Genomic DNA, 13536 nt, shown 5'->3' with positions numbered 1-13536 from the left:
CGGCAGCTTTGTTTAAACTATCCTGTAGTATGCTGCTGTCTTCACTTATATTCCCGGAAAGCATACCTGGTGCATATACGCTCAATGCCTTGCCTGAAGTGTATTCTGTTCGATTTATAATATAATGTTCAGTATACAGGCAGGGAGGATATTTATTTTTTAATTATTCTGTAAAGTAAATCCTTTGCTGTTGCGGTTTTTCATTTTATATTCATCACTTATTGATAAATGATTGCTAAAACCGGATTTATCCATTATGAATATAAAAAGAATTATCGTGGCTTCTGCCATATGCTGCTTCCTGCTGAATAGTGCTTGTAATAACGGCTCAAATGAAAAACCGGCTGACGGACCGGATACCCTCTACAGCGGTTTAAAATTTAATGAACATATTCGTTCCACGGTTGCCCGCACTCCTGAAGAAGAACGCCGGGGATTTAAATTACCTGAAGGCTTTGAGATTCAGTTATACGCTTCAGAACCTGATATAGGCAAGCCCATCAATTTTGCATTTGATGCCAAAGGAAGAATGTGGGTTACACAATCTTTTGAGTATCCTTTCGCTGCTGTTCCGGGAAAAGGAAAAGACAGGCTGAGCATACTGGAAGACACCGATAATGATGGTAAGGCAGATAGGTTCATTCACTTTGATGATACATTGAATATTCCTATTGGTATTTTACCTGTAAAAGATGGCGCAGTTGCATATTCCATTCCGAATGTGCTGCATTTTACAGATGCTAATGGCGATGGAAAGTTGGAAAGCCAGCAAAGGATATTTGGACCGTTTGAATACAAAGACACGCATGGCATGGTGAATAATTTTACGGATGGATATGATGGCTGGATATATGGATGTCATGGCTTTACCAACAGGTCAAATATAGCAGGCGCAGATGGTGACAGCATTCACCTGGTTTCAGGTAATACCATTCGTTTTAAAGCTGACGGCAGCCGCATTGAACATCATACTGCCGGAAGGATTAACCCGTTTGGTCTTGCCTTTGATGAGTTGGGTTACCTGTATTCAACAGACTGTCATACTTCGCCTTTATATCAATTGATCAGGGGCGGCGATTATTCTCAATGGGGCAAAGAAGAAGGAATGGGTTTTGCTCCGGATATGAAGCCGTTTGAAAATGAAGCCACCGCTTTAGCCGGACTTGCCTATTATGCAGATGTATTATTCCCTGAAGCATATCGCAAAAACCTATTTATGGGTGATGTGGTAGCATCAAGGGTATACAGGAATTCATTTTCATTTAAAGGTTCTACGCCGGTAGGTAAACGCGAGGCAGATTTTGTATTAAGTGAAGATCCCTGGTTCAGACCTGTAGATGTAAAGCTCGGACCTGATGGCGCCATTTACATTGCAGATTTTTATAACAGTATTATCGGTCATTATGAAGTACCGCTCGATCATCCAAAACGCGACAGGATACGAGGAAGGATATGGCGTATAACCTACAAGGGGCAATCCAATAAAAAACAGGATCTGTCAACCGCCACAGCAAAAGAGCTCTTTGCCGCATTGAACGCTGATAACATTAAGATAAGAATAGAAGCTGCTAACCAACTTACCGACAGGATAGGAATAGATGCGGTTGAGCCTGCAAAAGCTATGTTGCAAAAGAAAGATGCTACCACCAGGCAGTACGTGCATAGTTTGTGGGTATTGCACAGGTTGCATGCCTTGCCGGATGATATTATAAGATCTTCGGCTACTCACGCTGATCCTGTTATACGATTACATGCTATGCGTGTATTAAGTGAACAGAAAGATACTTTATCCGCGTTATATCCCTTAATAACTGCTGCGCTTGATGATAAAGATGTACATGTGCGCAGAGCAGCCGTAGAGCTAATGGGCAGGTATGTGAATGCTGATGCTGTAGGCAGGTTGATCGCTTTCAGGAAGAAGGTAGAAGACTCTGATACGCATATGATCTACACGATCAGGCTTTGCCTGCGTAATTTATTGCGCCATGAATTTTTGATGAAGGAGATGGCGGGAAAACAATGGAAAAATGAAGACGCGGCGGTTTTGGCTACTGTGCTTGTGGGTGTGCAAACGCCTGCATCAGCCAGCTTCCTGTATAACTATATCAGGGATAATGATGTATCTAAAGATGAGTTCCCTAAGGTATTTATGCATATGTCCAGGTTTATTCCTGACACTCAGCTTGATGCTGTTATTACTGCGGGAATAGAAAAAGGAAATAAAGACGCTGATCTTGATTATACCATTTTTAAAAGCATACAGGATGGTATAGTGCGAAGAGGAGGAAAAGAAACTGCCCAGTTCAATGAATGGGGTAAAAAAATGGCGATCAGTGTTTTGGATAATATAGAAGGCAGTAAAATTGCAGGTGATGGTTTGCAGATCAATAAGCAAAAATTTGCAATGGATATGGCAGGCAGGTATAAGCTGCAGAGCGTAACGCCGAAACTGGTTAAAATTGCAAAAGATACTGCCAATAAGAATGATGTAAGAACAACTGCACTTCGCGCCTTATTAAAACTAAATATGCATAAAAACGCTCCATTAGCCGGGGTGCTTATTCAAAATGCAGGAACCGATATAGATTTTAAAAGAGATATTGTTAATACGCTGGGAGAATTCACAGAAACAACCTCAGCTAATATACTGGCGGGAATAAAAAATCCTGAGCCTGAATTACAGCAAAGCATAGCGGTTGCACTTGCAGGCACCGGTGCGGGAAAAGATATGCTGTTTGATAAGGTAAGAAAAGGTGAAATATTTGCACGGGTGCTGATACAACCAAAAGTAGAAGAGCGATTGCATTTAAATATTTCAGCCAGGCAGCAGGCTTTGCTTAAAGAACTTACCGCTAATCTTGAAGATGTAAATAAAGAAAGGCAGGCGTTGATTGCGGAAAGGGTAGCGGCATTTCATGCGGCAAAACCAGCGCCATCACCTGAGGTTGGCAGAACCGTGTTCACGAGAAATTGTTCGCCCTGTCATAGCATTGGTGATGATGGTGGCGGAATGATTGGCCCACAATTGAATAGTGTAGGCAAATGGGGTGTTCAGTCTCTTTCAGAAAAAATACTGGATCCCAACAGGAATATCTCTGAGTCATTCCGCAGTTATAATATTAAATTGAAAGACGGCAAAGTATTGACCGGTTTATTCAGACGTGAAGAAGGCGCTGCAACCATATATGCAGACGCGTCAGGCAAAGAATTTTCTGTAGCCCAGAAAGATGTAGCGGAAAAAAAGGCGTCAAAATATACATTAATGCCGGATCAGTTTGGTACTATTCTTCCGCAGGATGAATATAATGCACTGATCGCATACCTGCTTACGGTGCAGCAATAAGAATATGCTGGTTGTTGTAACAGGCAATTTATTAATCCAGCGCCCATACAATTTGTGGGTTAGATATATTTTATTATCGGCTATGCCTAACCCGCTGAGCACGTTTTGAGCTTTTTGCGGTTGCCCTTTGTATTATCTCTTCACTTTGCTTAACAGCAGCGATCCGGCATTGTCGGTATGTATCCAATATATCTCCATAAAACCGCCTTTTACTTATTGTTTTGTCAGGAAGTAGATTATTATGCAACAGGTGTGTATTGTAGTGCCGTAAATCCTGCGACAAATATTTCCAATTTCATAAATTTTTTTCCCGATAGAGAAATTGACAGGATATGTTTAGCGGCAATTTTGCAGCATAAATTGACTGTTTTATGCCTGTTAAACAAATCCTTGTTATTCTTTTCCTGAATATTTCCGTTATCAGTTTTGGTCAGAATGCCTCATTATATGGTAGGGTTACCACCGAAGATAATCAACCCGTAAGCCTGATCAGCGTTACATTATTAAATACCCGGTGGGGAACACTCACCAACGAAAATGGTGAATACCGCATACAAAATATAAAGCCCGGCAATTACACCCTGCAATTATCTTTTACAGGAGATATCCGCAAAACGCAGCCGGTTACATTAGACGCGGGCAGCAGCGTACAACTTGATCTTACCGTAACAGAGGCTTCCAAACAACTGGAAGAAGTTGTAATTGAAACCAGTAAGATCATGAACCGGGCTGCCAGCACCGCCAACAAAATGCCGCTGAATACGATGGAGACTCCTCAGGTTGTCCATTCTATTTCCAACGTTATCCTGCGAAAACAAAACGCGATGACGCTCGAAGACGCGATGAAAAATGCGCCCGGTATCAGTAAACTTTGGGATGCCACCAGCCGGCCTGATGGCGGTTCTATTTTTGTAAGCCGTGGATTCCAGACAACTACCAAAGTGCGCAACGGCTTACCCAATATCGTAAATACCAATGTGGAAATGGCCAACCTCGAACGGATTGAGGTGATCAAAGGGCCTTCAGCCACCATGTTTGGCAGTATCGTATCTTCTTATGGCGGATTGATCAACAGGGTCACTAAACGGCCTAACTTTCATAACGGTGGTTATGCTGATGTTTCTTATGGAAGCTATAATTTTTACCGCGCTTCGGCAGATGCCAACTTTGTTATTCAGCAGGATAAGATCGCGGCACGTATAAATGTGGCGGGACAAAACCAGGATAGCTGGCAGGACGCCGGCTTCCAGAGAAGCTATATCATTGCGCCTTCATTACTGTTTAAGCCCAACAATAAGTTTTCATTGAACATTGATGCTGAAATTGTGGGAAGCAAAGGCAATAGCAATGGCGGCAATTTTATGTTTGTGCTGGCGCCAGGCACTATCAATGGTGCAATAAGCAGTTTATTGCTGCAGCAGGGGTTAAATGAACAGCAGGTAGGCGCCATCATGTCGCAGGCGCCACAAACCTTTAAGCAGGCCTATGGTACGGATAAAGTGGATGAATTAAAAACCAGCTATAACCGTTCTTTCCTGTCCAACGATATTTATCCTACCACGCAATCCAATGCTTTTTTCGCAGAGGCATCTTATAAAATATCGCGGCACTGGACATCACAAACGGCCATCACCTACAGCAACAGTCATAATAAAGGATATTCTCCCTACCAGTACCTGCTGCCCAATTATCTCGGGCATTTTATAAACTCCATGATGACCACCGGTGTTCCTGATTTCGGAACGCCCGGGCATGACAGCATCGGCAGGATGGTTTGGAACCCGGTAGGCACAACCAATACATTTGATGTGCAGCAGAACTTTATTTCCGACTACCAGATAGGTAAAGTAAGAAACCGTGCTATCATTGGAGTAGACTACGCTTACTACAAATCGTATGTAACCTATAACCGCTTTTACGGAACCCTGTTTGGTGTGGTTCCTTATCCCGATCTGTTTGATGTGGTTGATATCTATGGCGCTTCTGCCAAAATGCAGGATCTTAACAAGCCAAATGTGCTTGATGCCTTTCAGAACCGCCCACCCGGTACGTTGCCTTATAATCATAAATCAAGCGTGTTCAGTGGTTTTATCAATAATGTTACCAACATTACAGACTACCTGATTGTATCGGCAGGTATACGGATGGACAATTTCCGCAATATCCTGTTGAAGGAAGATCAAACCAAATGGTCGCCCAAATTCGGTTTGATCCTGATGCCGGTAAAGGACAGGTTCACTGTATTTGCCAACTACCAGAACAGCTTCACCAATAAGTTTGGAGCAGACAAAAACAATAAACCTTTTGTGCCGGAAGAAGCCAATCAAAAAGAAATAGGTATTAAATACAATCTCTTTAACAATAAGCTGACAGGCAGCATCAGCTATTACGATATCCTTGCGAAAAATATTATCCGTGGAGATATCAGCGATCCTATGTTTAACGTACAGGACGGTGAGCAGAAGAGCAAAGGCGTGGAATTGGAAATTGTTGCCAACCCTGTTATCGGCTGGACGCTGTTATTGGGTTATGGTTATAATGACAGCAAATACCTGAAAGCAGATGCTGATGTTGAAGGATTGAGACCTGTTGGATCAGGACCTGCAAATATGCTCAACTTCTGGACTAATTATACTTTTACTACTACTGCGTTAAAAGGGCTGGGTGCAGGTCTCAGTATAAACTATGCAGGTAAATCCTATGCCTTCAATCAAAGACCTGATGGCGTATTGATTCTTCCTGCGTATACGATTGCGGGCGCTCATATTACGTATGATACAAAGCGCTACCGTCTTGGTGTAAAGATCAACAATATCACCAATGAAAAATACTGGATGGGCTGGAGCAATTATATTCCGCAAATGAAAAGACAACTGATCGGCACTGTTGCCATTAAATTCTAAATTTTAATCCCTATGCAATCTCAACTGCGCGTAGCTATACTCTGGTTTTTACTGGTTTTCTGTTATCTTATTCACGGGTATTATCACCTGGCCGAATTATTTTTTGGTGTAGACATTAAAGTGCCGGATGCAAAAGGAGCTGTACCTGTATCTGCACATCTTTTTAGTGTATTTATTGAAATACTGCCACTGGCATTAGGGCTTTTAAGTCTTTACAAAACTGCAAAGTGGCTGCAATGGGTGAGCTTTATTTTCGCGATATTGCTTGGATTGCTGAACCTGGTGCATCTTGGAGGAACCATAGCCCAGGAAGCCGGGGAGATAAGACAGCTGGTATTGCTCACTTTCATACTTGTTGTAAATATCCTGCTGATAAAGGAAACCAACCGGCAAAGAAAAGGTATTGCTGTTGCAGGATGAATTGCAAGACCTGTTTCCGAAGTGCACAAGCCACCGGAAAAAAATAATAGCAAAAGCAGGAAAGGGCTTCGGTGGGCGCTGCATCAAAAAAGATGGTTTGGAAAATGGCACCTGTATCTTGGCATTATTGCCGGCGCTGTTTTATGCATAGTAGGACTAACAGGCAGTATTCTTGTTTTCCAGGATGAAATTGATGTGGCGCTTAATAAAAACCTGTTTGAATCTTTAAAGGGACAAAAAAGGTATAGCATTGATGAGGTCATACCGGTGGTGCAGCAAAAATATCCAGACAGGAAGTTTGATTATGTTTTTCAAACAGATGAGGAAAACCCGAATGCCACTTACCGCTTTTATAATTTCACCACTGAGGAAGAGTTTTTTGTTAATCCTTATACAGCGGAGCTGTGCGGCAAAAGACTGATCAACAGTTCGTTTATCAGGATAGTGATGAATATTCACCGCACCCTGCTGATACCTGCGGCCGGGAGATATATTGTAGGGTTTGCTACACTGGGCATGCTGATACTTACCATCAGCGGACTTCGGTTGTGGGTGCCGCAGCAATATAAAAAATGGAAACAGTGGAAAGCTGTGCTGACTGTGAATTTTAAGGCAGGCTTTAAGCGCCAGAATTACGACTGGCATAATGTGTTAGGTTTTTATTCGGCGCCGGTTATCATCCTGCTTTCCATTACAGGATTTGCCATTACATTCAGCACTGTATTTATTGCTTTTCTGTTTATGCTTACCGGGCAGTCGCCGCAATCTGTTGCTGGTATTTTCGGACAGAAGTCGGAATACACTCAGGGCGCAAAAAGACTTTCTGCAACAGATGTAGCAAAGATCGCTTCGGAGGAAATGCCCAAAGCTCAATTGCTGGGTATAGCTGTTCCGGCAGACAGCAGCATGGTATACAGGCTGGATCTTAAATCAGACGGTCCTGCAAGAAGCGGTAACAGGATCATGCTGATGGTTGACCAGTATACCGGTAAAATAGTATTGAACAGCGAAAAAGATTTTCCGGATATAGGCAACTCCTACCTGTCTTGGCTTACGCCTATTCACTATGGTACTTTTGGCGGTATGCCTACACGCATACTGGCATTGCTCGGAGGTTTGATGCCGCTTCTGCTATATATCACTGGTTTTATTATCTGGTGGCCGCGCTATAAAAAGCAAACCGCTAAAGCTACCTATGTAGCACCTAAGCCTAACAGGGCGGAGCAGCAGCTTAATGCCATCCGCGAAGGAAAACTTAGCAGGTATTTCGGGTTTTATTTTAAAAAGGGTATCAGGTATGCGTTGCTGTTATTGGTGGCTGCTTTTGTTGCCGGCGCCTTATATGGACTGATATCAGGAATAATTATACAGCCGGCTTTGTTTGCAGTGCTTTATACCGGCATCTGTATTATCGTCAACTTTATTATAGCGTTGCTGATATTTATCATTAACCTGCTTTTCCTGGCTCCATTCAAAATGTCCAAAAGAAATACATTCAAATATTTTTCTCTTTCGCTGGCTTTCGTTTTGGTTTTTCTGCCGGTAATTATTGCTGTTGCCAAACTAAGCAGAAATGTATTTTAGGGAAGAATGTCCGAAAGATATAGCGGTGTGTGTATTCTTTATTCATAGAACAACAGCATCCTGTTTTACAAGATGAACGCACTTGTCTTTTTAATAAATTTAAAAGATGGCAGAGAATGAGCTTTACGCTGACAACATTGAAGAGCTTTATGCTTTTTACCGTCGCTTATCCGAAATCGTTAGTTACTATGACCTCTGGTAAGGATGCTGATAGTTTAATTAATAGTACTCAATAAACGCGGAGTAGTATCTTATTTTTTCTTAGGCTTGATAGTGAAATTTTTAGGGCTTGTGCCAAACTTTTGCTTAAACTGGTGGGAAAAATGTCCCACCGTACTATACCCAACTTTCAATGCTACTTCTGTAACAGGATACCCTTCGTCTAATAATTTTTGAGCAGCCAGCATTTGTTTGTGTAGATAATATTGATAAATGGTGGTGCCGGTTACTTTTTTGAAAGCCTGCTTTAAAGTTGTTTCATTAGTGCCCAGGCTTTCAGCCATTGCCTGAAGTGTAAAATCCCTGCTGGTTTTAGCGCTGTCAAGTATTTGCTTTGCTTTTAGAGCCAGTGTATGATGCTTGTTATATACAGAGGTTTTTGTTTCTGTAGATGACAATAATTCGTGTATAAGATGCAGCAGCATTTCCTTTATCTTAACGCCAAAATACTTTTCCTGGAATAAAGGTTCGGCGAACTGGTCATTCAGAAGTGCGTAAGTAATATCTTTCAGAGCTGCACTGTAGTATAGGTTTGAGGTAGACAGTACCGCGGGCTTACGTTTTGCCACGTTATTCATAAATAAGTCCCAGGTTTTGCATACAGAAACCGGCAACTCATCCAGTAATGGCGTTGATAATCTTATTTCAAAAAACTCCCATTTTTCAGTTCCATTGAAAGTGAGTTTCGGGTTGATTTTATCTTCAAAAAAAAGCTGGAACCTGTCGGGATATATTTGAACAGGGAGCGTGGAAACACCTGTTTTTACAAAGATTTCAGATCCCTTGCTTACTAAAAAAAGTGCGAGCGGAAAATTTTTGGGATATTGGTAATGAATCGAAAATGGACCAGATCCTTTATGAAAGAAAATTGAAAAGAAAGACGTTGACACAATATTAATCTCATGTCGCGTATGGTTCAGATTTGGTTTTGTTTTCATCCAATATTAATCCGCCTTTTTATATTATCGGGAAAATCCTGCACAAAACAAAAGGGCAATTTTGAATTAATTTTGAATTTTTGAAAAGCAATCGTTCCTATTTACTTTCAGGACGAGAATTCTTCCTGGAGTTCTCTTTCGAAGTATGACGGAATATTTATTGCATAAACAACTTACAGTGTTATAAATAAAATTTTAGGAACAGGCTGCGTAGATATTAAACAGCTCCAATTACTTTATCGCCAGTACTATAGCGCCCGCAATAATTAATCCTGCGCCTGCCATATCTTTGAATGATATGCTTTCTTTTAAAAATACCACTGATAAAACAATGGCAATTGCCACACTCAGTTTATCCACAGGCACTACCTGGGATACTTTGCCCACCTGCAACGCTTTGAAATAAAACAACCAGGATAAGCCGGTTGCCAATCCTGATAAAACAAGGAATATGATATTCTGTTTTGTTAATGCGCCGATACCTTTTGTTTCATTCTTAACTAATATGATGCTCCATATCATTATAAGAATAACAACAGTTCTGATGCCTGTGGCCAGATTTGAATTGATATTAGCCACACCGATCTTGGCAAAAATGGCAGTCAGCGCGGCAAATAACGCGGATAACAAAGCATAATAAAACCACATCACTCAAAGGATTTGATTAAAAATTTTTTATCAAACCAATACCAAAAGTTTTGTTTTGATATAAAGGCAAGATCAACGTTGTCGCTTTTTTGTTTTTGCTGCTCAATAAGGCATTGATCTTAGGATACAGGCAATATGCCAGTTCTGTTGACAAAATACCGAAACCTGCACCTGCAACTACATCACTTACCCAGTGTTTATCATTCAATGTACGATAAACGCCTGTAAATACAGCAAAAGAATACCCGGAAATGCTTAACCAGAAATGGGTATCCTTATATTCCCTGAACATAAACTGTGCAGAGGAGAAAGCTGTTGCCGTATGTCCTGATGGGAAAGACAATTTATTGGAACCGTCCGGTCTTTCTTCTTTTACAATATGCTTTAAAGGAACTATAAACGCGGCTGATATTAACTGGGATGTTGCATAAATGATCGTTCTTTCCTTAAAATTATGCTTACCCTTCACCCCGGCAGCATTTAAACCATATACCATCAGGGCAGGTGCGTATTGTGTATAATTATCTAACCTTATATGGTCGGGCTGATGTTCCCATATTTCATGCCTGGTAGAATGGTCGAGCTCCCTCAGTTCGTCTATTCTCAAACTTGCTAAGCCATAACTTATAAATAAGGAAGGAATGATAAGCTTTTTGTAAGTAAACCTGTAAGTATTATGAGTATTATTTACAGCAATAAAAGTACTGCCTGCATAAACACTGTCCTGCCCGTTTGATTTTTGAAAACAGGAAAGGAAGAAAAATATTACTGCTGAAAATAAATATCTGTTGGTCATTTTTTTGAGCTTTGAGCTGTCAGGTTTCAGCTATCAGCAATCAGTGTTTCAGGTTTTTGGAAGCTAACAGTAATCATTTACGGCTGATAGCTGAAACCTGATACCTTTCTCACAACTTATAGCTATATCCCAGCCTCACCACCTGTGTTTCGTAATAATCATTGCTGGTATAGCTGAATCCCATACCCTGTACCTGTCTTCTTATAACCATTGTGTTCAGCAAATCAGTGGCATTGAGGAAGATCTCACCTTTGCCTTTCTGAACAGCTTTCTTCAGTCCGGCATCTATTGAAAATCTGGATAAAATTTTTCCCTGCGGTATAATATCTGGTGCTAAATAAACGGCTGTAAGTTGTGCGTCCCAGCTTTTTGCAAAACGGAATACATTATTCAGTTTCAGGTTACCCGAAATTGCCGTTTGCTTTTCCGCAGAAAAGGTATTGGGCTGAGGGTATAAATTTTTCACAGTAAAAGCATTGATCTGGTTCCTGTATATATTACCGTTGATATTGAAAGAATAGCTGCCGGATACTTTTTGATTCCAGGTGATTTCTATACCTGTATTATAGCTTTTGCCTGCATTTTGAAATATGGCATATACCGGTGTGCTTCCCGGAACAATGCTTGATATTCTTGTAATCGTTCCATCCGCAAAACGGTGGTAAAAGGCAGAAAATAGGTAGCCGTTGCGCCAGTTATATTTATATCCTAATTCAACGGAGTTGGTAAACTGCGGACGTAATGCCGGGTTTCCTACTTTGATAATTTCCGCATCATCATATTTCGGGAAGATACGGATGTCCACTTCATTCGGTCTGTCCACCCTGCGGTTGTAGAATACTGAAAGTTTATTGCTATCATTTAGCTTGTAGGCTAACCTCAGGTTAGGGAAGGGCTGGGTGTAATTATATCCATCACTTTTGTAAGTACTATGGCCGGGATTAACATCGTACCGGATTTTTACATATTCCAAACGCAAACCCAGCTCAGTCTCCCATTTTTCATTTTCAAAAACATAGTTGCCATATAAGGCAGGTATCAGTTCTTTATAAGTTGCCCAGCCACCGGCATCGGTATCCAGTACCGAATTTTCTCCCGGAATAAAGTTCATGTTGGTAGGTATGCGCCTGTCGCGGAGCTTAATACCTGTCTCAACCCGGCCATATTTCAGCGGTCTTGTATAGTCTATATTAAAATCATACACTTGTTCATCAGAAATTAATTTAAAAGCATCTGTTCCTTTTGAAGACGGCAAATAATTATCATAGAAGTACTTCTCATTTTCCCTGTGAAAGGTGTAATTAAAGCCGGCATTCAACAGGTGTCCGGCTTCTTTAAACTTATGCTGGTAGGCGGCTGTAGCCATTACTGTTGTTTTCAGTTCATCTTCCAAAAACTGCCAGAGGCGAAGGCGATGTGTTATGTCTTGATTGAAGAAAGGCTGATCGCCCCGGTCAATGATTTTTTCACTCCCGTACATTCCCGACACCGTTAAGGTGTTTTGCTGATCAATATTCCAATCCACGCCTGCCTTAGTGGTAAGGAAATTTGTATTCCTGTTCCTCTTTAACTGGGAATTGATAATTGTACCGTCATCATATACACGCGTTACAAATTGATTTTTGTTCAGCGTTTTTGTATACAGATCATCTGCCTGCAGAAAAATATTTACTTTATCTTTTCTGTAATTGAGTGATAGAGATGGGTTGATCTTAGGGGTGAATGTATATTGCGGTCTGATGGCAGGCAGGTTTTCTTTTCTTACCCATAGTGAACCTAAACCTGTGGTAAAACCAATCTTACCGTTAAATCCGTTTTGCTTATTCTTCTTCATGATGATATTGATGATACCGGCATTGCCATTGGCATCATACTTTGAAGAAGGATTGTTGATGATCTCTATTTTATCAATAGCAGATGCAGGAATATTATCTAAACCTGTTTGACTGCCGAAACCTGTTAATGCGGTTTGTTTTCCATCTATTAATATAGTTACCTTGTCATTACCTCTCAATTGCACTTTACCATCCTGTACGGTAATGCCCGGAAGATTTTGCATGCTTTGTAAAACAGAACCGCCGCTCTGGCTGATATTATCCGCAACAGAATAGATCTTCTTATCCAGCCTGCTGCTTATATCATTTGTTTTTGCTGTAATGATAACGCTTTCTAAAACGGTTGATTGCTCAACCAGCTCAATTGCGGGGATATCCAAAAATTCCGAGAGGCTGCCGATAAATAAAGGCTGCCCTTTCGCTTCAAATCCTGTAAATGAAACGGCTAAAAAATAATTGCCGGGTTTTATATTTTCAACTGAGAACCGTCCTTCTTCGTTGGTAACCGTTCCTGCGACAAACGCGCTGTCTTTTTCGTTCTTCACAATAACATTTGCATAAGGTATAGCAGATTTGCCGGCTTTGTTTTTTACAATGCCGGAAATAGTAACAACTGATACCTGGGCTAAAGAATAAGCTACCGGGAGTATTGAAAGTAACAGGAAGATGAAAAGTTTATTGAACATGCCTTAAACCTTGAAGTGTATAAAGCGAAATTGCAACCTGATTTAGAAGAAATTTTGAAACGATCTTTCAGTTGCTGCGCTGTAATAGCGTAATATGTTTTCATGATTCAGTCCGGAACAGCGCCATTCCATAATGCAAAACCCGGCCCATATGGCAAGGTTAT

8 protein-coding genes are annotated in these 13536 nt (G+C 41.0%); 4 read left to right on the top strand and 4 right to left on the bottom strand.

Annotated elements, in window-relative coordinates; genetic code table 11:
• Nucleotides 1-256: 256 nt before the first annotated feature.
• The 4 genes from DC498_RS09975 (at nucleotide 257) to DC498_RS09960 (ending at nucleotide 8250) form a co-directional block, all read left to right on the top strand.
• Nucleotides 257-3343, top strand: coding sequence for a PVC-type heme-binding CxxCH protein (locus DC498_RS09975; protein WP_116873997.1), 3087 nt, complete (start codon nucleotides 257-259; stop codon nucleotides 3341-3343).
• 371 nt (nucleotides 3344-3714) lie between these two features.
• A complete protein-coding gene (locus tag DC498_RS09970; protein ID WP_116873996.1) occupies nucleotides 3715-6246 on the top strand; it encodes a TonB-dependent receptor in 2532 nt (843 codons plus the stop codon).
• Nucleotides 6247-6258: 12 nt separating this feature from the next.
• Nucleotides 6259-6666: a hypothetical protein gene (locus DC498_RS09965; protein WP_116873995.1), complete on the top strand. Its 408-nt coding sequence runs from the start codon at nucleotides 6259-6261 to the stop codon at nucleotides 6664-6666.
• A 21-nt stretch (nucleotides 6667-6687) separates the two neighbouring features.
• Nucleotides 6688-8250 carry a PepSY-associated TM helix domain-containing protein gene (locus DC498_RS09960; protein WP_116873994.1) on the top strand — a complete coding sequence of 521 codons (1563 nt, stop codon included), beginning with the start codon at nucleotides 6688-6690 and terminating at the stop codon, nucleotides 8248-8250.
• A gap of 251 nt (nucleotides 8251-8501) precedes the next feature.
• On the opposite strand, the gene DC498_RS09955 is transcribed toward DC498_RS09960, so the two are convergent.
• The 4 genes from DC498_RS09955 to DC498_RS09940 all read right to left on the bottom strand — a co-directional run bounded on the left by DC498_RS09955 (nucleotide 8502) and on the right by DC498_RS09940 (nucleotide 13372).
• A complete protein-coding gene (locus tag DC498_RS09955; protein WP_116873993.1) occupies nucleotides 8502-9407 on the bottom strand; it encodes a helix-turn-helix domain-containing protein in 906 nt (301 codons plus the stop codon).
• Between the two features lie 231 nt (nucleotides 9408-9638).
• Nucleotides 9639-10055, bottom strand: coding sequence for an EamA family transporter (locus DC498_RS09950; protein WP_116873992.1), 417 nt, complete (start codon nucleotides 10053-10055; stop codon nucleotides 9639-9641).
• Nucleotides 10056-10071: 16 nt separating this feature from the next.
• A complete protein-coding gene (locus DC498_RS09945; RefSeq protein ID WP_116873991.1) occupies nucleotides 10072-10851 on the bottom strand; it encodes a phosphatase PAP2 family protein in 780 nt (259 codons plus the stop codon).
• Nucleotides 10852-10960: 109 nt separating this feature from the next.
• A complete protein-coding gene (locus tag DC498_RS09940) occupies nucleotides 10961-13372 on the bottom strand; it encodes a TonB-dependent receptor domain-containing protein (protein WP_116873990.1) in 2412 nt (803 codons plus the stop codon).
• Nucleotides 13373-13536: the final 164 nt, after the last annotated feature.

This window comes from Terrimonas sp. (assembly GCF_003075435.1).
Lineage (GTDB): Bacteria > Bacteroidota > Bacteroidia > Chitinophagales > Chitinophagaceae > Agriterribacter.
The sequence above is the reverse complement of the archived record's forward strand: the minus strand, read 5'-3'. Positions and strand labels throughout refer to the sequence as shown.

Excerpts from the sequence above, each read along its gene's own strand:
- DC498_RS09975 (WP_116873997.1), top strand. The coding sequence starts at position 257 with ATGAATATAAAAAGAATTATCGTGGCTTCTGCCATATGCTGCTTCCTG.
- DC498_RS09970 (WP_116873996.1), top strand. The coding sequence starts at position 3,715 with ATGCCTGTTAAACAAATCCTTGTTATTCTTTTCCTGAATATTTCCGTT.
- DC498_RS09965 (WP_116873995.1), top strand. The coding sequence starts at position 6,259 with ATGCAATCTCAACTGCGCGTAGCTATACTCTGGTTTTTACTGGTTTTC.
- DC498_RS09955 (WP_116873993.1), bottom strand. The coding sequence starts at position 9,407 with ATGAAAACAAAACCAAATCTGAACCATACGCGACATGAGATTAATATT.
- DC498_RS09950 (WP_116873992.1), bottom strand. The coding sequence starts at position 10,055 with ATGTGGTTTTATTATGCTTTGTTATCCGCGTTATTTGCCGCGCTGACT.
- DC498_RS09945 (WP_116873991.1), bottom strand. The coding sequence starts at position 10,851 with ATGACCAACAGATATTTATTTTCAGCAGTAATATTTTTCTTCCTTTCC.
- DC498_RS09940 (WP_116873990.1), bottom strand. The coding sequence starts at position 13,372 with ATGTTCAATAAACTTTTCATCTTCCTGTTACTTTCAATACTCCCGGTA.